16 protein-coding genes, 1 pseudogene and 1 riboswitch are annotated in these 24755 nt (G+C 75.0%); of the genes and pseudogenes, 13 read left to right on the forward strand and 4 right to left on the reverse strand.

The genetic code is table 11. The annotated features are described in order from the left end of the window. Together ABZY91_RS32275 and ABZY91_RS32280 are read left to right on the forward strand one after the other, a co-directional pair. The coding region (locus tag ABZY91_RS32275; RefSeq protein WP_355406545.1) for an SUKH-4 family immunity protein at positions 1–1019 on the forward strand (1019 nt) is incomplete at its 5' end. A 264-nt stretch (positions 1020–1283) separates the two neighbouring features. Continuing rightward, a complete protein-coding gene (locus ABZY91_RS32280; protein ID WP_355406547.1) occupies positions 1284–2696 on the forward strand; it encodes a hypothetical protein in 1413 nt (470 codons plus the stop codon). A gap of 214 nt (positions 2697–2910) precedes the next feature. On the opposite strand, the gene ABZY91_RS32285 is transcribed toward ABZY91_RS32280, so the two are convergent. Beyond that, on the reverse strand, positions 2911–4224 hold the full coding sequence (locus tag ABZY91_RS32285; RefSeq protein WP_355406549.1) for a nucleotide sugar dehydrogenase: 1314 nt from the start codon (positions 4222–4224) through the stop codon (positions 2911–2913). A gap of 873 nt (positions 4225–5097) precedes the next feature. Between ABZY91_RS32285 and mfd the strand changes: the two genes are divergently transcribed. Next, complete coding sequence (gene mfd / locus ABZY91_RS32290) at positions 5098–8730, forward strand: transcription-repair coupling factor (protein WP_329947926.1); 3633 nt, start codon at positions 5098–5100, stop codon at positions 8728–8730. 161 nt (positions 8731–8891) lie between these two features. Here mfd and ABZY91_RS32295 read toward each other — a convergent pair whose 3' ends face one another. Beyond that, entirely contained in the window at positions 8892–9545 is a 654-nt protein-coding gene (locus ABZY91_RS32295; protein ID WP_355406552.1) for a DUF4352 domain-containing protein, read from the reverse strand. Positions 9546–9837: 292 nt separating this feature from the next. On the opposite strand from ABZY91_RS32295, the gene ABZY91_RS32300 reads away from it, so the two are divergent. The 5 genes from ABZY91_RS32300 to ABZY91_RS32320 all read left to right on the forward strand — a co-directional run bounded on the left by ABZY91_RS32300 (position 9838) and on the right by ABZY91_RS32320 (position 16969). Next, entirely contained in the window at positions 9838–12012 is a 2175-nt protein-coding gene (locus ABZY91_RS32300; RefSeq protein WP_355406554.1) for an N-6 DNA methylase, read from the forward strand. A 168-nt stretch (positions 12013–12180) separates the two neighbouring features. Next, entirely contained in the window at positions 12181–12966 is a 786-nt protein-coding gene (locus ABZY91_RS32305) for a hypothetical protein (protein WP_355406556.1), read from the forward strand. Next, positions 12963–14660, forward strand: coding sequence for a protein kinase (locus ABZY91_RS32310; protein ID WP_355406558.1), 1698 nt, complete (start codon positions 12963–12965; stop codon positions 14658–14660). Before ABZY91_RS32305 ends, ABZY91_RS32310 begins: the two co-directional genes overlap by 4 nt. A gap of 94 nt (positions 14661–14754) precedes the next feature. Continuing rightward, a complete protein-coding gene (locus ABZY91_RS32315; protein ID WP_355406560.1) occupies positions 14755–16236 on the forward strand; it encodes a histidine kinase in 1482 nt (493 codons plus the stop codon). Positions 16237–16243: 7 nt separating this feature from the next. Continuing rightward, complete coding sequence (locus tag ABZY91_RS32320; protein WP_355406562.1) at positions 16244–16969, forward strand: response regulator transcription factor; 726 nt, start codon at positions 16244–16246, stop codon at positions 16967–16969. 192 nt (positions 16970–17161) lie between these two features. Here ABZY91_RS32320 and ABZY91_RS32325 read toward each other — a convergent pair. Then, positions 17162–17872, reverse strand: a pseudogene (locus tag ABZY91_RS32325) (phosphatase PAP2 family protein); the annotation flags it as partial. A gap of 276 nt (positions 17873–18148) precedes the next feature. Between ABZY91_RS32325 and ABZY91_RS32330 the strand changes: the two are divergent. Both ABZY91_RS32330 and ABZY91_RS32335 read left to right on the forward strand, forming a co-directional pair. After that, positions 18149–18748: a hypothetical protein gene (locus tag ABZY91_RS32330; protein ID WP_355406564.1), complete on the forward strand. Its 600-nt coding sequence runs from the start codon at positions 18149–18151 to the stop codon at positions 18746–18748. A gap of 115 nt (positions 18749–18863) precedes the next feature. Continuing rightward, the gene (locus ABZY91_RS32335; RefSeq protein ID WP_355406566.1) at positions 18864–19913 is read left to right on the forward strand and encodes a MazG family protein; all 1050 of its coding nucleotides are present in this window, start codon (positions 18864–18866) and stop codon (positions 19911–19913) included. A 61-nt stretch (positions 19914–19974) separates the two neighbouring features. On the opposite strand, the gene ABZY91_RS32340 is transcribed toward ABZY91_RS32335, so the two are convergent. Continuing rightward, positions 19975–20397 carry an SDR family NAD(P)-dependent oxidoreductase gene (locus ABZY91_RS32340; RefSeq protein WP_329947917.1) on the reverse strand — a complete coding sequence of 141 codons (423 nt, stop codon included), beginning with the start codon at positions 20395–20397 and terminating at the stop codon, positions 19975–19977. Positions 20398–20554: 157 nt separating this feature from the next. Here ABZY91_RS32340 and ABZY91_RS32345 point away from each other — a divergent pair, with 157 nt between their 5' ends. From ABZY91_RS32345 to eno, 3 genes are all read left to right on the forward strand, one after another. After that, positions 20555–21853: a cytochrome P450 gene (locus ABZY91_RS32345; protein WP_355406568.1), complete on the forward strand. Its 1299-nt coding sequence runs from the start codon at positions 20555–20557 to the stop codon at positions 21851–21853. A gap of 230 nt (positions 21854–22083) precedes the next feature. Next, a riboswitch (cyclic di-AMP (ydaO/yuaA leader) is annotated at positions 22084–22230 on the forward strand. 5 nt (positions 22231–22235) lie between these two features. After that, complete coding sequence (locus ABZY91_RS32350; protein WP_355406570.1) at positions 22236–23189, forward strand: transglycosylase family protein; 954 nt, start codon at positions 22236–22238, stop codon at positions 23187–23189. A 251-nt stretch (positions 23190–23440) separates the two neighbouring features. Further along, the gene (eno, locus tag ABZY91_RS32355; protein ID WP_329879994.1) at positions 23441–24727 is read left to right on the forward strand and encodes a phosphopyruvate hydratase; all 1287 of its coding nucleotides are present in this window, start codon (positions 23441–23443) and stop codon (positions 24725–24727) included. Positions 24728–24755: the final 28 nt, after the last annotated feature.

The raw sequence follows: 24755 nt of genomic DNA on the forward strand, positions 1-24755 counted from the left end.
CCGCCGCGGTGCCCGCACCGCCGCCGGGGGCCCCGGTGCCGCCCGGGGTGCCGGCGGTCGGCCCCGGCTACTTCGCCGCGCTCAGCTACCGGGGCCCGGACGGCTCGGAGCAGAAGCTGCTGCACCGCAGCGAGCCCGGCACCCCGCACCCCGAGTGGAAGATCCTCCAGGACCTCCGCCGGCTGAACGTGCCGCCGGAGCAGGTGCTGGAGCTCTACACCGAGCTGGAGGCGTGCGACCTGCCCGGCGGGTACTGCAACCGGATGATCGCGGCCTCCTGGCCGAACGTCCGGCTCACCCACACCGCCGACTACGGCCGTGACCACCACTCCCGGCAGGCCGGGATGGCCCAGCTGCTGGACCACCTGGACGAGCTGCACCAGCTGGCCTCCGGTCCGCAGCGGGTCCGGCCGTTCCGGGTGCCGCTGCCCGCCCCGGGCACCGTCCCGGTGCTGCCGCCGCTCCCGCCGCAGCAGCTCGGACAGGAACTCGGCCAGGCCTTCGGTCCGAACGTGTTCCACTTCGAGCAGCGCGCGGTGGCCCGCCAGGGCGTCCCCGAGCCGGTGGCGCAGACCCTGATGTGGGCGGGCCTGCCGCGAGAGTTCGGTCCGTTCTTCTGGGCGCAGGCCCAGGAGGGCCGCCCGATCCCGACGCTCTCCGAGCTGGCCGCCGAACGCGGCCTGCCGGGCGGCCCCGACTTCGGCGGCTACCTGGTGCTCGGCAACGACTACGGCCGCCAGCTCTGTGTGCAATACGGCACAGCGCACGTGGTCGCGGTGGATCTCGAAGGAACCGGGGAGCCGCCCCGATTCGTCAACACGGGTGTACCGGAGTTCGTCCGCTCGATGGCCCTGCTGGGCCGGATGTGGCGGCTGCGGTACGGGCTGACCCCGGATCAGGCCGGTCGCTGGACCACCGACTTCCAGGCTCAGCTCGCCGCGATCGACCCGGCTGCGCTCCAGTCCGCGGACACCTGGTGGGCCGTGCTGCTGGAGCAGTTCTGGGACGGCCTGCTCTAGCGGGCCGTCGCGGATCCGTGCAGATGGAGGGGTCGTTCCGGTGTTCGGAACGACCCCTTCGGCGTGCTGGTGCGGCTCTGCTTCGTTGGGGTTTCGCCACGATCTGCGCAAAATAGGTCAAGAGGATGGTCGCAACCGGCCACCCTCGGTACGTTTCGATCCGTTCGATGCCTGATTCCTGACCGGATCTCCCGACCCGGTTCCGGAACAGGCCGATCCGTCCGATCATGGGCTCCGCAGCCCGCGACACGAGGGGAAGAGCCCATGAGCGACGCCGTCCCCCAGTACGGCTTCACCGTTGCCCGGCGCGGTTACGCGCCCGAGCAGGTCGACCGCGCCCTGACCGCACTCACCGCCCGGCGAGACGAGTCGTGGGAACGGCTGAGCGTGCTCGGGGCCGGGATCCGGGAGATGGAACGCCGCCTGGCCGAGATCCAGCAGGCCGCCGCCGACGCCCCGGAGCCGGACTACCAGGTGCTCAGCGACCAGGCCGCCGGTCTGGCCAGGACCGCCGAGAACGAGGCCCTGGCCGTCCGCGAGAAGGCCGAGCGCCACGCCGAGGACCTCCGCGACGAGGTCTACGAGGCCGGCCAGGTGCTCGACCGCGCCGCCAAGGAGTACGCCACCACCACCCGGACCGACGCCGACGGGGCCGCCCGGCGCACCGACGAGCGCACCCGGGCCGAGGCCGAGGCGATCCGGGCCGACACCGACCGCGAGGTCCGGTCCGTCCGCGACTCCGCCACCGCCCATGCGGCCAAGGTCCGGGTCGCGGCGGCGGAGGCCTCCGAGCGGGCCGAGGCCAAGCTGGCCGAGCTGCGCCGCAAGGCCGACGAGACGTTCGCCGAGGCCCAGGCCAAGGCCGACACCGAGGACGCGGCCGTCTCGGCCACCGCCGAGCGGCGGCTCAAGGAGGCCGAGCAGCACCGGGAGACCGTGCTCGGCCAGATCAAGCAGGCCGACGCCGAGGCCCAGGCCCGGGCGGACCAGCTGATCGAGCAGGCCCGGCGCGAGGCCGAGCGGATCAACGCGGCGAGCGAGCGCGAGCAGCGCGAGTTCGCGACCAGGCTGGAGACGGTGCAGCAGCACCTCGACCACATCAAGGGGACCCTGGCCTCGCTCACCGGCGCGGCGGTCGGGGCGATCGAGCCCGGGGCCAGGGCCCTGGCGGGTGCGGCCCTGTCCGCGGGCGTCCGGGCGGACGGCGGTGCCGACGACGGCCGCTTCGGCGCTCCGGCCGACGGCGCGGCCGTCGTCCTGGCGGACGCCCCCTCGGACGTCCCCGCGGACGCCCCGGTGGTGGACCCGGACGCGGACACCGGTGAGATCCCGCTGCCGGTCGCCAACCTGCGCAAGGACGACGCCCCGGTGGTCCCGGCGGCGTCGACCGAGCCCGTCCCCGCGCCCGTCCCCGCGCCCGTCCCCGGCACGGCGCCGGCCGTCGGTGAGGCGACGGCGGTGCTCCGGGTCACCCCGGGACCGGTGGACGCGCCGGTGGCCACCGGTCCGGTGCCTCCCCGGCCGGCCTCGCCCCCGGAGGCGTCGGCGGTCGAGGACGCGGTGGCGGGCGCCGGGCAGCCGGTCGAGGACGAGACCCGGATCATCCCCAAGATCGTGATCGTCGACGACGGCAGCGGCTACGCCACGCCCAACACCGTCTCCTACCGTCGCCGCTGACTCTGGTGCGACACCGGTCGGGGGAGGCTTCCCCGGGGCCCCGGCCCCGCCCCGGCCCCGGCCCCGGCTTCGGCCCCGGCCCCGACGGACCGCAGGCCCCGAGCGCCCCACCGGGCACCGGGGCCTGCGGTCCGTCGGCCCGTACGCGATCGGGGCTCCCCGCCGAGCCGCGGACGACCGTGCGCAGGGCGGTGCCCGCCGCGACGGGTCGGAGTCAGAGCACCTCGACCGTGGCGCCGGTCAGCCGGCGCCGGCAGTCCAGGACGTACCGGGCGTGCGTGGCGACCGCCTCGTAGTCGAACTCGTCGTGGTCGGCGAGCAGGACCACCGCGTCCGCCGCCGCCAGCTCCTCCGGGCTCGCCTCCACCCGGTGGACGGCGGCGAACGGGTCGCCGTGCCGGTCGTGCTCGGCCGCGCGCTGGCCGGGGATCACCGGCTCGGGCACGTGCACCCCGACCACCACGTGAGGGTCGGCGGCGCGGACCTCGGCGCCCATCCGGACCAGCAGCTCGGCGACCCTGGCGGCCGGGGTCTCCCGGGCGTCGCCGGTGTTCTTCTTGTAGGCGAGCCCGAGCAACAGCACCCGCGAGCCCTTGACGGAACGCTGCCGCTCGTTGAGCGCCTCGGCGAGCCGCCGGACCACGTAGTCGGGCATGTGGCTGTTGACGTCGTTGGCCAGCTCGACGAACCGGAACGACTGGCCGAGCGCCCGTTCCACCCGCCAGGACAGGTAGGACGGGTCGATCGGCAGGCAGTGTCCGCCCACGCCGGGCCCGGGAGTGAAGCGCAGGTAGCCGAACGGCTTGGTGGAGGCCGCGTCGATGGCCTCCCAGACGTCGATCCCGAGGTCGTGCGCGAACATCGCCAGCTCGTTGACGAGCGCGATGTTCACGTGCCGGAAGGTGTTCTCCAGCAGCTTGGTCAGTTCGGCCTCCTTGCACGAGGAGACCGGCACCGTCCGGTCGACCAGCTCGCCGTAGAAGCCCTCGACCGCGGCCAGCGCCGCCGGGTCGATCCCGGAGACCACCTTCGGGGTGTTCTCCAGCCGCCAGGTCGGGTTGCCCGGGTCGATCCGCTCGGGGCTGTAGCCGAGGTGGAAGTCCCGGCCCGCGGTCAGCCCGGAGCCCTCCTCCAGCAGCGGCGCGAGCAGTTCCTCGGTGGTGCCCGGGTAGGTGGTCGACTCCAGGACGACGGTCGCCCCCGGCCTCAGGTGCTGGGCGAGCAGGGCGGCCGAGGCCTCGATGTAGGAGAGGTCGGGCGCGCCGTCGCGCAGCGGTGTCGGCACGGTGATCACCGCGATGTCGAAGCCCGCCACGTCGGACGGATCGGCGGAGGGCAGGTAGCTTCCGTTCTCCAGCAGCGGCCGCAGCCGCTCGGCGGGGATGTCCTCGACGTACGACTCGCCGACGGCCAGCCGCTTGATCCGGCGCTCGTCCACGTCGTAGCCGACCACCCGGTGCCCGACCTCGGCGGCGCGGACCGCCAGTGGCAGTCCCACGTAGCCCTGGCCTGCGATGACAACGCGCATGACGAAGAACCCCCTCCATCGCGACGCCCCTGGGCCCCTCCGGGCGTCCCCACACGGTCTTCACCACAGGGTAGGGAGCGGCGCCGGACCGCGTGGGTTTTCCCGGCATCGCGCCGGGAGGGGCGGAAGGTGGCCCTCCGGGGCGGATCGCGGAGCGGTCCCGCCGGGAGGAGGCGCCGCACGTCGCTCGCAACGGCCAGGAAACGGCTGGTGAACGGTTCCGGGGAGAGGACGCGGGGAGCGGCCACGGGGAACGGAGCCGGGGAGCGGACTCGCAGACGGTCGCGGCCCGCGAACCCCCGAAACACTGGAGGCCGAGACCCGTGGCGCCCTCCAGGAAAGGGCGCCACGGTTCCCGGCGCTTGGGCGGGCGCCCCCACCCAGGGTCGCCCGGCCTCGCACTCCCGACCCCCATCGGGTGTGCGACCGTGCCTTCCGCAGCCATCCCCCACGGTTGGGTGCGGCGGGCACATTCACCATGGTGCGCGATCTCCATGGACGGGCAGTGACAGGAGTATGTCCAGTTCGTGGCAGATCGCGACGGCGAGGGAACAATGCGGCGAAACAGCCGGAGCGGCAGCGTGCGGCCGGTGGTTCGTCCGCGCCCGGCCGCCGGGCGGGCCCCGTTCCGGATCCGGACCGTGGACGCCCCCGTCGGCGCCCCCGGCTCCGTCCGGACGCCGTCGGGACGGCGTCGGGACGGCGTTCGGTGAGGGCCGGTCGCGACCCCCGGCCGTGCGCCGCGTGCGCGTCTGCCTCGCGGCGTAGTCTGGAGACCCCCGGCCGCTCGGCGCGCCGGGCCGTTCGCGTTGCCCGGGCGGGCCTTCGAGGCCCCGGGGCAGCACCAGCCACGGGACGAAGAAGAGACTCCAGATGAGCCTGACCGGACTGCTCGATGTCGTCGCGCGGGACGCGGCGCTCGCCGAGGCGATCGAGGCCGCGACCGCCACCGGCACCGCGGCCGGAGGCCGCCGCCACCTCGACCTGGTCGGGCCGCCCGCCGCCCGGCCGTTCGCGATCGCCGCGCTGGCCCGCGCGCTCGCCGGGCAGGCCGCGGGGGAGCGGGGCCGCCCGGTGCTGGCCGTCACCGCCACCGGCCGGGAGGCCGAGGACCTCGCCGCCTCGCTGCGTTCGCTGCTGCCGCCGGACGCGGTCGCCGAGTACCCCGCCTGGGAGACGCTGCCGCACGAGCGGCTCTCGCCCCGTTCGGACACCGTGGGCCGCCGGCTGGCGGTGCTCCGCCGGATCGTGCACCCCCGCGCGGACGACCCGGCGGCCGGTCCGGTGCAGGTGATCGTGGCGCCGGTCCGTTCGGTGCTCCAGCCCCAGGTGAAGGGGCTGGCCGAACTGGAGCCGGTGGCCGTCCTGCGGGGCGAGTCGCACGACCTGGAGGAGGTGGCCCGCAAGCTCGCCGGCGCCGCCTACTCCCGGGTCGAACTGGTCGAGAAGCGCGGCGAGTTCGCGGTGCGCGGCGGCATCCTGGACGTCTTCCCGCCGACCGAGGAGCACCCGCTGCGGGTGGAGTTCTGGGGCGATGACGTCGAGGAGGTCCGCTACTTCAAGGTGGCCGACCAGCGGTCGCTGGAGATCGCCGAGCACGGCCTCTGGGCGCCGCCCTGCCGCGAGCTGCTGCTGACCGACGAGGTCCGGGCCCGGGCCGCCGCGCTGGCGGCCGACCACCCCGGGCTGGCCGAGATCCTGGACAAGATCGCCGAGGGCATCGCGGTCGAGGGCATGGAGTCGCTGGCGCCCGTCCTGGTGGACGACATGGAGCTGCTGCTGGACGTGCTGCCGCTCGGCTCGGTCGCGGTGGTCTGCGACCCGGAGCGGGTCCGCACCCGGGCCGCCGACCTGGTGGCGACCAGCCAGGAGTTCCTGCACGCCTCCTGGGTGGCGGCCGCGGCCGGCGGGGACCGGCCGATCGACCTGGAGGCGATCGACGTCTCGGCCGCCTCGCTGCGCTCACTCGCCGAGGTGCGCGAGCACGCCGCCGAGATCGGGCTGCCCTGGTGGTCGGTCAGCCCGTTCGCCACCAGCGAGTCCTCGGTGCACGAGGTGCTGGAGTTCGACGCCAACACCCTGACGCTGGGCATGCACGCGGTCGAGGCGTACCGGGGCGACACCGCCCGGGCGATCGCCGACGCCAAGGAGCGGCTGGCCGCCGACTGGCGGGTCGTCATGGTGACGGAGGGGCACGGACCGGCGAGCCGCCTCGCCGAGGTGCTCGGCAACGAGGGCATCCCGGCCCGGCTGGTCGCCGACCTCGCGGAGGCGCCGACCCGGGACGTGGTCTACGTCGCCTGCGGCTCGATCGAGCACGGTTTCGTCGACGAGACGCTCAAGCTGACCGTGATCACCGAGACCGACCTGTCCGGCCAGAAGTCCTCGACCAAGGACATGCGGCGGATGCCGTCCCGGCGCCGGAACGCGATCGACCCGCTGGCGCTGGCCGCCGGCGACTACGTCGTCCACGAGGCGCACGGCGTCGGCCGGTACGTCGAGATGGTGCAGCGCACCGTGCAGGGCGCGACCCGCGAGTACCTGGTGCTGGAGTACGCGCCGGCCAAGCGGGGCCACCCCGGCGACCGGCTCTTCGTGCCCACCGACCAGCTGGACCAGGTCACCAAGTACGTCGGCGGCGAGGCCCCGACGCTGCACCGGCTCGGCGGCGCGGACTGGGCGAAGACCAAGCAGCGCGCCAAGAAGGCGGTCAAGGAGATCGCCGCGGACCTGATCAAGCTGTACTCGGCCCGGATGGCCGCGCCCGGCCACACCTTCGGGCCGGACACCCCCTGGCAGCGCGAGCTGGAGGACGCCTTCCCGTACGCGGAGACGCCCGACCAGCTGACCACCATCGCCGAGGTCAAGGCGGACATGGAGAAGTCCGTCCCGATGGACCGGCTGATCTGCGGGGACGTCGGCTACGGCAAGACGGAGATCGCGGTGCGGGCCGCCTTCAAGGCGGTGCAGGACGGCAAGCAGGTGGCGGTGCTGGTGCCGACCACGCTGCTGGTGCAGCAGCACTTCTCGACCTTCGCGGAGCGGTACGCCAACTTCCCGGTCACGGTGAAGGCGCTGTCCCGCTTCCAGAGCGACTCCGAGGCGAAGGCCGTGCTGGAGGGCCTGTTCGAGGGGTCGGTGGACGTGGTCATCGGGACCCACCGGCTGTTCTCCTCGGAGACCCGCTTCAAGGACCTCGGACTGGTCATCGTCGACGAGGAGCAGCGGTTCGGCGTCGAGCACAAGGAGCAGCTGAAGAAGCTGCGGGCCAACGTGGACGTGCTGACGATGTCCGCCACCCCGATCCCGCGAACCCTGGAGATGGCCGTCACCGGGATCCGCGAGATGTCCACCATCACCACCCCGCCGGAGGAACGGCACCCGGTGCTGACGTTCGTCGGCCCGTACGACGAGAAGCAGATCTCGGCCGCCATCCGGCGTGAACTCCTGCGCGAGGGCCAGGTGTTCTACATCCACAACCGGGTGGAGTCGATCGACAAGGCGGCGGCCCGGCTGAAGGACCTCGTGCCCGAGGCGCGGGTCGCCACCGCGCACGGGCAGATGGGGGAGACCCAGCTGGAGAAGGTGGTCGTCGACTTCTGGGAGAAGGAGTTCGACGTCCTGGTGTCGACCACGATCGTGGAGTCGGGCATCGACATCTCCAACGCCAACACCCTGATCGTCGAGCGCGGCGACACCTTCGGCCTCTCCCAGCTGCACCAGCTGCGCGGCCGGGTGGGCCGTGGGCGGGAGCGCGGGTACGCGTACATGCTGTACCCGCCGGAGAAGCCGCTGACCGAGACCGCCCACGAGCGGTTGGCGACCATCGCCCAGCACACCGAGATGGGTGCGGGCATGTACGTCGCGATGAAGGACCTGGAGATCCGCGGGGCGGGCAACCTGCTCGGCGGTGAGCAGTCCGGGCACATCGCGGGTGTCGGCTTCGACCTCTACATGCGGATGGTCGGCGAGGCGGTGGCCGAGTTCCGGGAGTCGCTGACCAACGGCGGCGAGCCGGAGGAGGAGCCGCTGGAGGTGAAGATCGAGCTTCCGGTCGACGCCCACGTGCCGCACGACTACGCGCCCGGCGAGCGCCTGCGGCTCCAGGCGTACCGCTCGATCGCGGCGGTCAACTCGGAGGAGGACATCACGCAGGTCCGGGACGAGCTGGTCGACCGGTACGGCAAGCTGCCCGACGCGGTGGAGAACCTGCTGATGGTGGCGGCGCTGCGGCTGTACGCCCGGCGTTGCGGGATCTCGGACATCACGTTGCAGGGCTCCAACGTGCGGTTCGGTCCGGTGGAGCTGAGGGAGTCGCAGCAGCTGCGGCTGAACCGGCTCTACCCGCGGAGCCAGGTGAAGGCGTCCACCCGGCTGCTGCTGGTGCCGCGGCCGGCCACGGGCCGGATCGGCGGCAAGCCGCTGGTCGGGCGGGAGCTGCTGGCGTGGTGCCGGGAGTTCCTGTCGGCGATGTTCGACGACCTGGCGGGGGCGAAGAAGCAGTAGCCGGGGCCGGGGATCCCCGGTGGGCGGCGGTCTCGGGCGGTGACGCCCGGGGCCGCCGTTCGCGTTCGCGTTCGCGCCGTGCCCGCCGTTCGCGCCGTTCGCGTTCGCGCCGTTCCCGCCGGGCCCGGACCGATGCCGCCGCGGGGCTGTGCACAGGACCGTCAGCCGATCTTCCACTGGCCGACCTGCTGGGCGAAGCCGTTGTCGAGGGAGAACTGGACCTTGTCCAGCTTGGTGCCGTTCGGGACCTCGAAGACGACGAAGCCCTTGCCCGTCTCGCCGCCGGCGATGTTGGTCGGGGTCTGGAAGGACTGGCCGGCCTTGGTCTCGGCGAGCGTCGGGCCGTAGGACTGGCCCTGGGCGTCGACCACCTTGGCGCTGCTCCACGGCGCCTCGCTGTAGGCCTTCGAGCCGGTCGGCTTGATCTGGAACTGCACGGCCACGTAGTGCTTGCCGTCCTCGGCCTTGAGGTACGCGTTGGCGCTCTCGGCAGGGTCGACCACCTTCACCGCGGTGACGTCGGCGGTGTTGCCCTTGTCGAGGCTGCCCTTGAGCCCGATCGTGTCGCCGATCTTGGCGGGGGCCTTGGCCGCGTCGGGCGCCTTGGCGGCCTCTGCCGGCTTGCTCTCGGCGGCGGGCTGACCGTCGGCCGGCTTGGCCGGGGCGGAGCCGCCCTCGGCGGCCGGCGTCGCGGCGGCGGTCTGCTTGGCCTCGGTGGAGACGGAGGCGCCGCCGCCGGCGTCGCAGGCGGTCGCGGTGAGGGTGACGAGCGCGGCGCCGAGCAGCAGGGCGGCGGTGCGACGGGTGGTGGACATGAGGCTCTCCTGGTCTTCCGGTGTGCCGCCCGGTGCGGCGGTGACAGGAGAAATCACACCATGGGCTGTGAACGATGTCAACGACGATTCGTGAAACCTCTCTGTTCACGTGTGAACGGCCCGGAGGTCGGTGCTGGCTATGCTGTGTGATCACACCGGCCGGCCCGGTGCCCCGCCCAGCCCGCCCCCGCCCAGCCCGCCCCCGCGGCGTCGCAGCCCCGGCGCCGCCGTGGTCGTCGTAGCCGTAGCCGTAGCCGTAGCCGTAGCCGTAGCCGTCGCCGAAGGAGCCCCCATGCCGGACCGTCCCGAGGTGACCGCCGTCGAGATCGCCCGGCTGGCCGGGGTGGGCCGGGCCGCCGTCAGCAACTGGCGCCGCCGGCACCCCGACTTCCCGCGACCGGTCGGCGGCACCGACAGCAGCCCGGCCTTCGCCCTCGCCGAGGTCGAGACCTGGCTCCGCGCCCAGGGCAAGATCGCCGAACTGCCCCTGCTCGAACGCGTCTGGCGGCTGGTCGAGACCCTCCGCGACCCCGCCGGCCACCCCGCCGCCCCGCTGGTCCAGGCCGGCGCCGTCCTCCTGCTGCACCACCGCGAACCGGGTCGCTGGACCGCACTCGCCGCCCAGCCCGAGGCCCGGCTCGCCACCGGCCTGCCCCGCGCGCTGGCCGACACGGCCGACACCGCCCTCGGCCCCCACGGCGCCGCAGACCTCCACCTGCCCGGGCTGCTCGGCTCCACCCAGCTGGACCTCGCCCGCCTGCTCGCCGAACTCTCCGCCGCGGCCGGACCGCCCGCCGCCTTCGAGCAACTGCTCACCCGCTACGCCGAGGCCAACACCCGGCAGCTCAGCCCGACCCCGCCGGAGGCCGCCGGCCTGCTCGCCGCCGTCGCCGGTGTGCCCGCCACCGTGCTCGACCCGGCCACCGGCCTCGGCGCGCTGCTGCTCGCCCTGCCCCCGACCACCGGACGGTACGGCCAGGACGCCGACCCGGTCACCGCCGCGCTCGCCCGGCTCCGGCTCGCCCTGCACACGCCCGCCGCCGACCCCGGGCCGCTCCCGCTCGACCTGCGCGCCGGCGACGCCCTGCGCGCCGACGCCCACCCCGGCCGCACCTTCGACGCGGTGCTCTGCCAGCCCCCGTACAACGAGCGGGACTGGGGCCACGACGAGCTGCAGTTCGACCACCGGTGGCCCGGCGGTCTCGTGCCGCCGCGCGGCGAGTCCGAACTCGCCTGGGTGCTGCACTGCCTCGCCCACACCCGCCCGGGCGGCCTCGCGGCCCTCCTCCTCCCCCCGACCGTCGCGACCCGCCGGGCAGGCCGCCGGGTCCGGGCCGAACTGTTGCGCAGCGGGGCCCTGCGCGCCGTCGTCGCGCTCCCCGCCGGCGCCGCACCCCCGTACGGCGTGCCGCTGCACCTCTGGGTGCTGCGCGCTCCCCGCCCGGGGGACGACTTCCGGCAGGTGCTGCTGCTGGACGCGACCTCCGCCCCGGCCTCCCCGGCCTCCCCGGCCGACACCGCGGAGGGCGGCCGGGACAAGGTCCGCTGGCCCGACCTGCACCGGACCGTCCTGGACGCCTGGCGCGCCTTCGACCTCGCCGCCCGTGAGGGCCTGCCGCTCCCCCCGGACCGCCCCGGCGAGTACCGGACCATGGCGGCGATCGACCTGCTCGACGACGAGACCGACCTCTCGCCCACCCGCCACGTCCCGCCCGCCGCCCCGCTCGGCGGCGCGGCCGAACTGTCCCACCTCAGCGGCCGGCTGACCGAGATGCTCGACGCCCTGGGCGACCCCGGCGCGCTGCTCCCGGAGCCGACCGGCTCGGGCTTCGGGGCCGGTTCCGGGGCGGGCGCAGGCGTGGGCACCGGCGCGGTCGTCACGCTGGGGGAGCTGGTCCGGGCCGGCGTCCTGGAGGTGTACTCCTCCGGCAGCGGCGCACCCGGCCGGCCGGTCGACGCCGACCCGACCGGCACGCCGGTGCTCACCGACCAGGACCTCGCCGCCGGTACCCCGCCCGGTGCCGTTCTCGACCGGTCGGCCGCGACCGCCGACGGCCCCCCGCTGACCAGGCCCGGCGACGTCGTCGTGCCGGCCCTCGGCGGGGCCGTCGCCCGGGTCGTCGGCCCCGCGGGACCGCCGGCCGGCGCGGCCCTGGGTCGCCAGCTCCACCTGCTCCGGCCCGACCCGGACGCCCTCGACCCGCACTTCCTGGCCGGCCACCTCCGCTCCACCGCGGCCACCCGGCGGGCCGCCAGCCACGCCTCCACCACGACCCGCCTCGACATCCGGCGCGTCGAGCTGCCCCGCCTCCCGATCGCCGAACAGCGGCGCCTCGGCGAGGCGTTCGCCCGCCTCGCCGCGTTCGACACCACCCTGCAGCAGGCCGCCGCGCTCGGCCGCGTCCTCACCCAGGCCCTCACCGACGCCCTCGCCACCGGGACGGCCGCGCCGCCGCAGACCCCCTGACGGGCCGTCCGGCGGACCGGCCGCGGCAGACCGGGGCGGGTGGGAGGTCCACTGCCCGGGCTGCGGAGGCGGTCCGAGGGATCCCGGCCCGTCGGGTGGGGGCGGTACGGTGTGCGGGGTCGCTCCGTGACCCGGACGGCCGCCGTACTCACCCGCTCAGGAGCGCGCATGTCAGGGCAGTACCCCGGGCAGTTCGGCCCACCGCCCGGCGGCGCCTTCCCGGGCGGTGGGCCCGCCGGGGGCATACCGGGCGCGGTGCCCTACCCCGGGCCGCCGACCGTCATGGGCCCGGTGCCGTCCGGGCCGCGGCCCGCCGGCCCGTACGGGGTGCTCGGCCGGGTGCTTGTGGTGCTCGCCCCGCTGCTCTCGATCGGCCTGCTCGGCATGGTGCCGTCCCTGCTGCTGGCGGTCCGCCGGCGCCGGGCGTACGACATCGTCGGTGCGGTCGCCTTCGCCGGGCTCTTCCTCGCCTACATCGTCGCGATCGGGGTCGCCGGCAACGGCCCCAAGGGCAGCGCCCCCACCGCCGACACGGTCGGCATGGTGATGATGGTGCTGATGTGGTTCGTCCCGCCGGCGCACTTCCTGGTGATGGACCGGCGCGCGGTCTGGGAGGCGGGCCGCCCGCGCCCGGCGGCGCCGGGCGGTCACTACGCCCCGCAGGCCGTCACCGCCCCCTACCCGGCCCAGCCGGCGTACGGCTACCCGGCCCCCGCCGCGCCCACGGCCGCCCAGCCCTTCACCGCCCCCGCCCAGTCCTTCGGCGCCCAGTCCTTCGGCACTCCGGCGCCGTTCGGGACTCCGGCCCAGCCGTTCGGCACCCCCGCCCAGCCGTTCGCCGCCGCCGCGCCGTACCCGCCCGTGCCGGCCCCGGACGCCGGCCCCGCGACCTCCGACGAACTGCGCGAGCTGGGCGAACTGCTGCGCCGCCAGGCCCGCGAGGGCCGGCCGTGACGGTGGCCCGGGTGATCGGGGGCCGCTACCGCCTCACCGAGAAGATCGGCCACGGCGGCATGGGCCAGGTCTGGGCGGGCCACGACGAACGGCTCTTCCGCCCGGTCGCCGTCAAACTGCTCCGCCCCGACCGGCTCCTCGCCGCCACGGGGGCCGACGCCGGGCGCGGCGGGGACCACCGCGCGCCCGGCGACGACCTCCGCCGCCGCTTCCTCCGCGAGTGCCGCACCACCGCGGCCCTCGACCACCCGGGCCTCGTCACCGTCTTCGACGCCGGCGAGGACGGCGGCGAGCTGTACCTCGTCATGCAGCGGGTCACCGGCGTCAGCCTGGCCGACCTGATCGCCGAGGACGCGCCGTTCCCGGTCGAGCGTGCGGTCGCCGTGGCCGCGCAGCTCTGCACCGCACTGGCCGCCGTCCACGCGGTGCCGGTCGTCCACCGTGACCTGAAACCCAGCAACGTGATGGTCCGTGAGGACGGCCGGACCGTCCTGCTCGACCTCGGCATCGCCACCGCACTCGACCCCGAGGCCACCCGCCTCACCCTCACCGGCGTCCCGATCGGCAGCCCGTCGTACATGGCCCCCGAGCAGGCCCTGGCCGCGACCGTCGACCCGCGCAGCGACCTGTACGCGCTCGGCTGCCTGCTGCACGAGATGCTCGCCGGCGAGGGGCCGTTCCGCGCACCCACCGCGCTGGGCCTGCTGCGCCGTCACGTCGACGACCCGCCGGTGCCGTTGCGTGAGCTGCGCCCCGAGGTGCCGGCGCCGTTGGAGCGGCTGGTCCTCGACCTGCTCGCCAAGCGGCCCGAGGAGCGTCCGGCCGACGCGCAGGAGGTCTACGGGCGGCTGCTCCCGCTGCTTCCCGCCGCCGTACCGGTGCCGCAGCCCCGGTACGGACCGCTGCCCGACCCGTCCCGGCCCTACCGGCACCCGCTCCAGCCGCAGCCCCGGGCGGTGGAACCCGCTCCGCCGCGTGCCGAGCCGCCGCCGTTCCTGATGGCCGCCGTGCCGATGCCGCCCACCTCGCAGGGCCCGCCGCCGGCCGGCCCGTTCGCCCCGCCCGGTCCGTTCGCCCCGCCCGGTCCGGTCTCCCCGGTGGAGGGCGACCTCGCGGCAGCCTGCGCCCGGCTCTCGGACCTGGTCGACGCCGGACGGCGTGCCGAGGTGATCGACCTCGCCGCCCGGCTGCTGCCCCGGGTCCGGGCCGAGCTCGGCGACGGCTCCGGGCTGGCCGGCACCGTCCGGGCCATCTACGCCCGCACCCTCCTGCAGGAGCGGCGCCACCGCGAGGCGCTCCCGGAGTACCGGCAGCTCGCCGCCACCGCCGAGGGCGGTCCGCACGGTCGGGCGGCCGTGGAGTACCGGTACCGGGCCGCCGAGTGCCTCGAACAGCTCGGCCGGGGGGCCGAGGCACTCGCCGAGTACCGGGCGCTGCTCGCCGACTGGCCGGACACCGACCAGGAGCGGGTGCTGGACCTGCGCGAGCGGATCGGCGGACTGCTCGCGGCGCTCGGTGAGGCCGAGGCGGCCTGGTCGTGGCTGCTCCAGCTGCTCTTCGACCGTGAGCGCCGCGAAGGCCCGCACCACCCGGCCGTGCGCCGGCTCCGCCGGACCCTCGACTCGCTGCAGCCCCACCACGTCACCACCGCCGATCCCCGCGCCACGCCCTGGCCTCCGTCGCACCGTCCCTGATCGCCTCCGGGGCGTCCGCCGGTCCGACTTCCTGCGTGCGGGCATGACTTTCGACAGATCCGCAGCCCCCCGCGTGTTCCGTAGGGTCGTGCGGATGTGGACGAGCGCGCGATGGGCGGACCGGGGGTTGCTGGCGGTGGCGGCGGCCGGGATCGGGCTGAGCCCGGTGGCCCTCTGGTGGCTGGTGCCGGCGATCGGGGCGGCCTTCCTGGCCGGCCGGCGGATGGACCGGGCGCGCCCGGCGGTGGTGGTGCTGGCCGTCCTGGTCGCCGCCGGGGTGCTGGCCGCGGTGGCGGTACCGGCGTGGATGGTGGCGGGGACGTCGTTCGTGTCGCTGCTGGTCTGCGCCGGGATGGCGCCCTGGATGGTGGGCCGGTTCTGGCGGCAGTCGCAGGAGCTGGTGCGGGCCGGCTGGGAGCGGGCGGAGCGCCTGGAACGTGAGCAGCGGCTGGTGGCCGAGCAGGCCCGGATGCGCGAACGGGCCCGGATCGCCCAGGACATGCACGACGCCCTCGGTCACGACCTGAGCCTGATCGCCCTGCGGGCCGGCGCCCTGAAGCTGGCGCCGGACCTGGCCGGGCCGCACCGCGAGACGGCCCAGGAGATCAGGGCGGGTGCGGCGGCAGCGGTCGAGCGCCTCGGCGAGGTGATCGGGATCCTGCGGGACGAGGCCGACGAGCACGACGCCCGAGGTCCCGCCGACGCGGGTGTCCCGCAGCTGGTGGCCGAGGCGGCGGCGGCCGGTCTGGAGGTCCGGCTGACCGTGACCGGCGAGCCGGACGGCCTGTCGCGGGCGGCCGAGCACGCCGCGTACCGGGTGGTCCAGGAGGCGCTGACCAACGCTGCCAAGCACGCGCCGGGGGCGCCGGTGGAGGTGCGGGTCGCGTACTCGGCGGACGGCGCCCGCGTCCTGGTGGCCAACGGCCCGTCACCGTCGGCCCTCGCGCCGTCGCCCCTCCGGTCCTCGACCCTGCCGCCGTCAACACGTCCGTCGTCGGCACCGGGGGCCGTGTCCGGGAGCGGTGGCCGGGGTCTGATCGGCCTGGCCGAGCGGGTCCGGCTGGCGGGCGGCACCTTCGACCACGGGCCGTGCGCCGCGGGCGGGGGCGGGGGCGGGGGCTTCGAGGTGTCCGCCTCCCTGCCGCGGTCCGGTGCCCCGGCCGCTCCGCCACCCGCGCCGGTCGTCGTGTCGCCGGCCCGCGAACTGCGGCACGCCCGCCGGCGGGTGGGCCGGATGATGGCGGCGGTCGTCCTGGCGCCGCTGGTGACCGCGCTGGTGCTGACCGCGGGCCTGCGCGCGTGGACGATCTACTCCACCGGCCGCGCCGTGCTGGACCCGGCGGACTACGCGTCGCTCCGGGTCGGCCAGGACCGCGCGACCGTGCAGCGGTTTCTGCCGGACCGTCAGGTTCCGTACCATCCGTCCGTGGGCGATCCTCCGCCCCGGGGAGAAGGAGTGACGTGCGAGTACTACGCGATCACGGCCGAGCCGTTCAACAACGACCGCTCCGGGGACGCGTACCGGCTCTGCTTCCGGGGGGACGTGCTGATCTCCCTGGACGCCCTCGTCTCGTGAGCGCCGGATGAGCGGCCCGGAGCCTGCCACGACCGGTCTGCCGATCCGGGTGGTGATCGCGGACGACGAGCCGATGGTGCGGGCCGGTGTGCGGGCGGTGCTCACGACCGACCCGGGGATCGAGATCGTCGCCGAGACCGGGGACGGCCGGGAGGTGGTCGAGCTGGTGCGGCGGCACCGGCCGGACGTCGCCGTGCTGGACATCCGGATGCCCGGTACCGACGGCATCACCGCCGCCGCCGAGATCCGCCGGACGGCCGTGACCACCCGGACCGGGTCCGCGACCGGGATCGTCATGCTGACGACCTTCGGCGAGGACGACTACATCCTGCGGGCCCTCGGCGGCGGCGCCAACGGGTTCCTGATCAAGTCGGGCGAACCGGAGGAGCTGATCGCCGGCGTCCGGGCGGTGGCGGACGGCGCGGCCTACCTCTCACCCCGGGTGACCGCCCGGGTCGTGGCCCACCTCGCCGCCGCCGGGTCCGGCGGCCCTGCCGACCGGCGTGCCGCCGCCCGTGAACAGGTGGCCGGACTCACGGCCCGGGAGCGGGACGTCCTGGCGCTGGTCGCGGCCGGGTTGTCGAACGGCCAGATCGCCCGCCGGATCGGTGTGGTGGAGGGGACGGTGAAGGCCCACGTGAGCTCCGTCCTGGCGCGGCTGGGGGTGGCCAACCGGGCGGCCGCGGCCGTCCTCGCCCACGAGGCCGGCCTGACCGCGGCCTCCGGAGCCTGACCCCGCCGCCGGGTCCGTGTCCGGACCCGGGGCGGCGGCCGGCGTCGTGGCCCGGGCCAGCAGCAGCGGCCCGAGCGGCCGGACGCCGTTCTGCGACTCGACCAGCGCCGTCGCCGAGGGCAGCAGCGCGACGACCAGCGCGGCCGTGACCGTTCCGCCGAGGGCGGCCCCCGCGACCACGTCGTGCGGGTAGTGCACGCCGGCCGCCACCCGCAGCGCCGCCGTCCCGAGGCCGACCGGGACGACCAACCAGGTCCGGCGCGGGCTCAGCAGCACGAGGCCGGTGGCCAGCGAGACGGCCAGGGTCGCGTGGTTGCTGGGGAACGACCAGTCGCCGGGCGGAGGGCAGTCCGCGAGCACGGTGGCCGGGAGCCCGACCAGCGCGCGGCAGGGCCGCTCCTCGTCGATCACGGTCTTCAGCACCTCGCTCGCCCCGTACGCGAGCACCGTCCCGAGGCCGGTGAGCACCACCCCCGCGACCGTGCGGGCGTCCCGTCGCCCCCGCGCCGTCCACCAGCCGAGCGCCAGCAACAGGCCCAGCACCAGCAGTCCGGCCTCGGTCGCCAGCTCCACCAGCTCGGCCGCCGGGCGCGGCGCGTCGGCGACGGCCTCCACCACCCGCCGGTAGCCGGTGGCGGACGTGCCGGCGACCACCCGGACCGGTCCTTCCCCACCCCCGTGCGCGGGGGCCAGCAGGCCGACCAGACAGGCCCCTGCCGCCGGAAGCGCCACGGCGAGGGTCACCCGCAGACCCGTCGTCCGTCCTGCTGTCCGTGCTCCCGCCCTCCGTCCGTTCCTCGTCCGCCCGCCCGATGCCCGACCGCCCGATGCCCGACCGCTCCCGGTTGCCCGGCGCTCGGCCGCCCGCCTCCCGGCAGCGTTGTTCCTGACCGTTTTCGACATGATCGGGACGGTAGGAGCAGCAGGTGGGCCACGACCTGACCCGAAAGGCAGACGGCGACCTGGACGATCGTCAGGGTTTACGCCCGAGGCCCGAGGCCCCAAGCCCGAGGCCCGAAGCCCGCGCCGCCCCGTGTGACCCGTTCGGGCCACGGTCCGCGCCTGGCCGCACGCCCCGGCCTAGGCTCGGGAGGAACGCCCGGCCGCCCCTTCGCCGCCCAGCCCCGACCCCGCTGCGCGCCTTCCCCCCGTAGCCACGGAAGCCTCCCGGAGATCGCCATGCACCGTCGTCGGACCGCCGCCGCCGGTGCCCTGCTGGCCGTTGCGGGCCTGTCCGCGTGCGGCAACGCCGGGCTGACGGCGGGCACCGCGGCGGTGCTGGACGGCCGGCGGATCCCGGTCGGGGCGGTGGAGGCGCGGGTGGCCGCACTGCGGCACGTGTCCGGCGGCGCGTCGGCCGATGCCCGGCAGGAGCCGGACGGACTGGTCAGGCGGGCCGTCACCGATCTGGTGCTCGACGCGGTGGTGGCCCGGGCGGTGGCCGACCGGGGGCCGGCGGTCGGTGCGGCCGAGGTGGCGGCGGCCCGCGCGGCGGAGGAGGTGCGTTACGGCGGCGCGGAACCGCTGGCCGGGGCGCTCGCCGGGCTGGGCGTGCCGGGCGGGGCGATCGACGACCACCTCCGCCGCCGGCTGGGGATTCACCGCCTCGCCGCGGCCGCCGGCCAGGACGCCGGCACCCCGACGGGAGACAGGGCGGTCCGCCGGGCCCTGGCCGCCGCCGCGGTCGCCCTCCACCTGCGCGTCAACCCCCGGTACGGCACCTGGGACCCGGACCGCGTCGGCCTCGCCCCCGCCGCCCACCCCTGGCTCGCGCGCTGACCGCTCCGGACGGCGCGGGCGGGTGCGGAGCGGCGGACGGCGGCAGGCACTCCCGGGCGGCCGGGCGCCGAAACCCGCGAGCGGGGAGACGACGGCGCCGGGTAGGTTCGGGGATGTGACGACGAATCCTCCGGGCGCGAAGCTGATCCTCCTCACCACCACCCACCGGGTGGCCCCCGGGCTGCTGTCCTGGTCCGCGTGGGAGGCCCTGCGGTCGGCGGGGCGGGTGCTGGCGGGGGACGCCGGGCATCCGCAGCTCGCCCCCGTACGACAGGCCGGCGTCGAGGTGGAGGTCGTGCCGGCCGGCTCCGCGCCGTCGCTGGCCAGGCTCCTGACCGGGCAGCCGGCCGGGGAGGGCCCGACGGTCTGGCTGGGTGGTCCGGACGGGGACCCAGGGCTGACCGACGCGCTGGCGCGCCTCGCGGTGGAGCACGCGGGCGAGGTGCCGGAGATCGAGGTGCTGCCGGGCTCGTACGACCTGCCGGGCGCCCGCCTGCTGGACCTGGCCTCCGTGATGGACCGCCTCCGCTCGCCGGGCGGCTGCCCGTGGGACGCCGAGCAGACCCACGCCAGCCTGGTGAAGTACCTGGTCGAGGAGGCCTACGAGCTGGTCGAGGCGATCGAGGAGGGGGACCGCGACACGCTCCGCGAGGAGCTCGGAGACGTCCTGCTCCAGGTGTTCTTCCACTCCCGCATCGCCGAGGAGCACCCCACCGACCCCTTCTCGGTGGACGACGTGGCGGGCGACATCGTCGAGAAGCTGATGTACCGGCACCCGCACGTGTTCGGGGACGCCGAGGCGACGGGCGCCGCCGAGGTGGAGGCGAACTGGGAGACGCTGAAGGCCGCCGAGAAGTCGGAGCGCGAGTCGGTGCTGGACGGCGTGCCGGCCGGGCTGCCGGCGCTGGCGTACGCGGCGAAGCTGGTGTCGCGGGTGCGCCGGTCCGGGTTCGCGGGCGTGTCGGACGAGCCGTACGAGCTGCCCGCGGAGCTCACGCCGGAGTCGGCGGGCGGGCTGCTGCTCGCGGTGGCGCAGCGCGCGCACGACGCGGGGGTGGACGTGGACGCCGCGCTGCGGGCGGCGGCACGCGGCTACCGGGACGCGGTCCGCGCGGCCGAGGGCCTCAAGCCCGAGCAGTCGGAGCAGCCCGAGCAGCCCGAGTAGTCGGAGCCACCCGGGCCACCCGCGCGCGGCGGACCGGGGCGCCCGGCCCGCCACCGCGGGTTCAGACCCGCGCGACGTCCCTCGCCGGCCGCCGCTGCGCCGGGACGACCTCGCCGATCGCCTCGCCGACCAGCGCGACCAGTTCGGCGAGCCGCTCCAGGTCGAGGTGGTCGGGCAGGTCGGCGAGCGACACGATCCGCTCGCCGTCCGGTCCGGCCACGCAGAACAGGTCGATCGGGCCGAGGTGCTTCTCGGCGGTGTCGACGAGGGCGGCGACGTCGCTGGGGCGGCGGATGTCGCCGCAGACGCCGACGACCGGGCAGCCCGGCCGGTCGAGCTCGGTGGCGAGGTCCTCGGCGATGCCGACCTGCTGGTCGGCGATGAGGATCCCGGCTGCTCCGGCGGCGGTGAACCTGCGGGCGAGGTCGGCCCCCGACCCGCCGTGGAGTACCGCGATCACGACGACCGAACCGGTGTCCCGCATGGTGTTGCTCCTCCCTGTGGGCGGCCCCGCACCGGCGCCCACGGACATCTTGCGGAGGATCGTAGGCACGTCCTGACCCTCCGCAACAGGGAATACCCCTCAGGTGACCAGACTCACGCCTGTCGTGTCCGACTTGCACCCGGGATACCGTCGTTCCATGCCAGTCCAGCCCGCCTCCGCCCGCCCTCCGCTCTTCACCTGGGACTTCGCCGCCGACCCGTACCCGGCGTACGCGTGGCTGCGCGAGCACGAGCCGGTGCACCGCACCACCCTGCCGAGCGGCGTGGAGGCGTGGCTGGTGACGCGGTACGCGGACGCCCGGCAGGCGCTGGCGGACGGCCGGCTCTCCAAGAACCCGGCGAACCACAGCGAGCAGGCGCACCGCACCGGCCGGGTCGGCATCCCGGGCGAGCGCCAGGCCGACCTGATGACGCACCTGCTGAACATCGATCCGCCGGACCACACCCGGCTCCGCCGTCTGGTGTCGAAGGCGTTCACGCCGCGCCGGGTGGCGGCCTTCGAGCCCCGGGTGCAGCAGCTGACCGACCGGCTGATCGACGGGTTCGCGGAGCGCGGGAGCGCCGACCTGATCCACGAGTTCGCCTTCCCGCTCCCCATCTACGCGATCTGCGACATGCTCGGGGTGCCCGCCGAGGACCAGGACGACTTCCGGGACTGGGCCGGGATGATGATCCGGCACGGCGGTGGCCGGCGCGGCGGTGTGGGGCGCGCGGTGAAGCGGATGCGCGAGTACCTGGCGGAGCTGATCCACCGCAAGCGGGCGGACCTCGGGGACGACCTGATCTCCGGGCTGATCCGGGCCGGCGACCACGGCGAGCACCTCACCGAGAACGAGGCGGCGGCGATGGCCTTCATCCTGCTCTTCGCCGGGTTCGAGACGACCGTGAACCTGATCGGCAACGGCACGTACGCGCTGCTGCGCAATCCCGGCCAGCGCGCCCTGCTCCAGGAGTCGATCGCCCGTGGCGAGAGCGGCCTGCTGGAGACCGGGATCGAGGAACTCCTGCGCTACGACGGGCCGGTGGAGCTGGCGACGTGGCGGTTCGCGACCAGCCCGCTGACCATCGGCGGGGTGCTGATCCCGGCCGGGGACCCGGTGCTGGTCGTGCTCGCGGCGGCGGACCGGGACCCGGCGCGGTTCGCCGACGAGAACACCCTCGACCTGGCCCGCGCGGACAACCCGCACCTGGGCTTCGGGCACGGCATCCACTACTGCATCGGCGCCCCGCTGGCCCGGTTGGAGGGGCGGTCCGCGCTGGCCACGCTGCTCTCCCGGCTGCCCGACCTGCGGCTCGCCGAGAGCCCGGAGAACCTGCGGTGGCGCGGTGGTCTGATCATGCGTGGACTTCGTGAACTTCCCGTGGAATTCACCCCCGAGAAGATGCCCGAAAGGGCCTCTTCGGGGCAGTCGTCCGGTGCTCCGTCCGATCGGTGAGGCGACCCGCGACACGCTGACGGAAGGTCTCCGACCAGGCAGGACGGCGAGATTGAACCGCCACCAACCCGGACATAGCGCCCCCGTTGGTGGGCGATCCATCACCTGACGTGATTTCCGTGTGATACCGACGATATGAGCTTGTGATTGCTCTACGGATCTGTCTACTCTCCGTGGAGTTCGCAGCTGCGAGCCCCGAGCACGGAACGCCGAGTCCTGCCCGTCGTGCCCCGGGAAACCGACCAGACCCTGGGCAGGGGCGGGGGAACCAGGTTTGTTGCCGTCCCCCACGGCTTGGGGTGAAGCCGCCTCGCGCGGCCGGGCCACCTCCCGGTCCGAACCCGACAGCTCACCTCGCAGGCGTGCGGAGAGGGACCTCTTCATGCTGTTCGTCGGAACCGGCCGTCATCGTCGTCGTACCCAGACCGAGAAGGCCATCGCCGTCGCCGGCGTCGCCGGTGTCGGGCTGGCCCTGCCGATCCTCAGCGCCACCGGTGCCTCCGCCGCCCCGGTCTCCACCTGGGACGCGGTCGCCCAGTGCGAGGCCGGCGGCAACTGGAGCATCAACACCGGCAACGGCTTCTACGGCGGCCTGCAGTTCACGCCCAGCACCTGGAAGGCGTTCGGCGGCACCTCGTACGCGCCGCAGGCCAACCAGGCCTCCAAGGCGCAGCAGATCTCGGTGGCCGAGAAGGTCCTCGCCTCGCAGGGGCCGGGCGCCTGGCCGGTCTGCTCCAAGAAGGCGGGCCTGAGCAAGGGCGGCGCCCCGGCGGCGGTCGACACCTCGGCGGACGCCAAGCCGGCCGTCCCGCAGGCCGCCACCCAGCCGAGCGCGCCGCAGACCACCGCCCCGCAGACCAGCGCGCCGAAGCACGCCGCGCCGAAGTCGGCCCAGCAGGAGAAGCCGGCCCAGGCGGCCAAGCAGGCCCCGAAGCACGCCGCGCCGAAGCCGCAGGCCCAGCAGGACCGGCCGCAGGTGCAGCAGTACGGGCAGGCCCCGTCCTTCTCCGGCACGTCCGGCTGGGACGCCGACGCGAAGGTGTTCTGGTACGAGAACAACGGCGGCTGGTACTGGACCAGCCACCAGAGCGTCTACCAGCAGTACGCCGGTCAGGCCGCGGTCCAGGACGCCCGTCCGGCCGCCGCCCAGAGCGCCCCGGCCGCCCAGCAGGGCGCGGGCCACGGCTACACCGTCCGGGCGGGCGACACGCTCGCCGGCATCGCCGCCGGCCAGGGTGTCTCCGGCGGCTGGCAGGCGCTCTACGACGGCAACCGCGGCACCGTCGGCGGCGACCCCGACCTGATCGTCCCCGGCCAGGTGCTCACCCTCGGCTGATGCCGTTTCGCCGGTGGATCGCGAGGGGGGCCGGGTTCGACCGGGTCCGGCCCCTTCGTCCCGATCCGGCCCCCTTCCGTGGGGCAACCAGGTGAACTACCGGCGGGTAGCCGTGCCACACGCTGAGACGGGACCCGGGCCGACGTGGCCCGGAGAGCCCGTGCGGTTAGGCTCTGGTCGTAACGACTCCGCAATCGTCCGGCCGACAGCACCCACCGTCAGCCGAACCTGTTTCCGCTAGGAGATGCCTCGTGCCGTCCATCGATGTCGTCGTAGCCCGTGAGATTCTCGACTCGCGTGGCAACCCCACGGTCGAGGTCGAGGTGGGCCTCGACGACGGCAGCACCGGCCGCGCCGCTGTCCCGTCGGGTGCCTCCACCGGCGCCTTCGAGGCGCTGGAGCTCCGCGACGGTGACAAGAACCGCTACTTCGGCAAGGGCGTGGAGAAGGCCGTCCTGGCCGTCATCGAGCAGATCGGCCCGGAGCTCGTCGGCTACGACGCCACCGAGCAGCGCCTGATCGACCAGGCCATGCTCGACCTGGACGCCACCCCGGACAAGTCCTCGCTCGGCGCCAACGCCATCCTGGGCGTCTCGCTGGCCGTCGCGCACGCCGCCTCCGAGGCCAGCGACCTGCCGCTGTTCCGCTACCTGGGCGGCCCGAACGCGCACGTCCTGCCGGTCCCGATGATGAACATCCTCAACGGCGGCTCGCACGCGGACTCCAACGTCGACATCCAGGAGTTCATGATCGCTCCGATCGGCGCGGAGTCCTTCTCCGAGGCCGTCCGCTGGGGCGTCGAGGTCTACCACACCCTCAAGGGTGTGCTGAAGGAGCGCGGCCTCTCCACCGGCCTGGGCGACGAGGGCGGCTTCGCCCCGAACCTGGACTCCAACCGCGAGGCCCTGGACCTCATCGTCGAGGCGATCCAGAAGGCCGGCTACGTGCCGGGCAAGGACGTCGCGCTGGCGCTGGACGTCGCCTCCTCCGAGTTCTACGAGGACGGCGCCTACCAGTTCGAGGGCAAGGCGCTCACCTCCGCCGAGCTCATCGAGTACTACGCCGGCCTGGTCGCCGCCTACCCGCTGGTCTCCATCGAGGACCCGCTGGACGAGTCGGACTGGGACGGCTGGAAGGCCATGACCGACAAGCTGGGCGACAAGGTCCAGATCGTCGGCGACGACCTGTTCGTCACCAACCCGGCCCGCCTGGCCCGTGGCATCGAGACCGGCACCGCCAACGCGCTGCTGGTGAAGGTGAACCAGATCGGCTCGCTGACCGAGACCCTGGACGCCGTCGAGCTGGCCCAGCGCAACGGCTACCGCTGCATGATGTCGCACCGCTCCGGCGAGACCGAGGACGTCACCATCGCCGACCTGGCCGTCGCGACCAACTGCGGCCAGATCAAGACCGGTGCCCCGGCCCGCTCCGAGCGCGTCGCCAAGTACAACCAGCTGCTGCGCATCGAGGAGATCCTCGACGACGCCGCCGAGTACGCCGGCCGCGGCGCCTTCCCGCGGTTCAAGTACGAGGGCTGACACACACAGCTCCCGCCGGTGCCCCGCC

This window comes from Kitasatospora sp. NPDC002965 (assembly GCF_040611255.1).
Lineage (GTDB): Bacteria > Actinomycetota > Actinomycetes > Streptomycetales > Streptomycetaceae > Kitasatospora.

What these genes read in the sequence shown, in the direction of transcription:
- mfd (WP_329947926.1), top strand. Translation starts at nt 5,098, where the DNA reads ATGAGCCTGACCGGACTGCTCGATGTCGTCGCGCGGGACGCGGCGCTC.
- ABZY91_RS32340 (WP_329947917.1), bottom strand. Translation starts at nt 20,397, where the DNA reads ATGCGGGACACCGGTTCGGTCGTCGTGATCGCGGTACTCCACGGCGGG.
- ABZY91_RS32330 (WP_355406564.1), top strand. Translation starts at nt 18,149, where the DNA reads ATGCACCGTCGTCGGACCGCCGCCGCCGGTGCCCTGCTGGCCGTTGCG.
- ABZY91_RS32315 (WP_355406560.1), top strand. Translation starts at nt 14,755, where the DNA reads ATGTGGACGAGCGCGCGATGGGCGGACCGGGGGTTGCTGGCGGTGGCG.
- ABZY91_RS32305 (WP_355406556.1), top strand. Translation starts at nt 12,181, where the DNA reads ATGTCAGGGCAGTACCCCGGGCAGTTCGGCCCACCGCCCGGCGGCGCC.
- ABZY91_RS32295 (WP_355406552.1), bottom strand. Translation starts at nt 9,545, where the DNA reads ATGTCCACCACCCGTCGCACCGCCGCCCTGCTGCTCGGCGCCGCGCTC.
- ABZY91_RS32300 (WP_355406554.1), top strand. Translation starts at nt 9,838, where the DNA reads ATGCCGGACCGTCCCGAGGTGACCGCCGTCGAGATCGCCCGGCTGGCC.
- ABZY91_RS32320 (WP_355406562.1), top strand. Translation starts at nt 16,244, where the DNA reads ATGAGCGGCCCGGAGCCTGCCACGACCGGTCTGCCGATCCGGGTGGTG.
- ABZY91_RS32280 (WP_355406547.1), top strand. Translation starts at nt 1,284, where the DNA reads ATGAGCGACGCCGTCCCCCAGTACGGCTTCACCGTTGCCCGGCGCGGT.
- ABZY91_RS32350 (WP_355406570.1), top strand. Translation starts at nt 22,236, where the DNA reads ATGCTGTTCGTCGGAACCGGCCGTCATCGTCGTCGTACCCAGACCGAG.
- ABZY91_RS32345 (WP_355406568.1), top strand. Translation starts at nt 20,555, where the DNA reads ATGCCAGTCCAGCCCGCCTCCGCCCGCCCTCCGCTCTTCACCTGGGAC.
- ABZY91_RS32285 (WP_355406549.1), bottom strand. Translation starts at nt 4,224, where the DNA reads ATGCGCGTTGTCATCGCAGGCCAGGGCTACGTGGGACTGCCACTGGCG.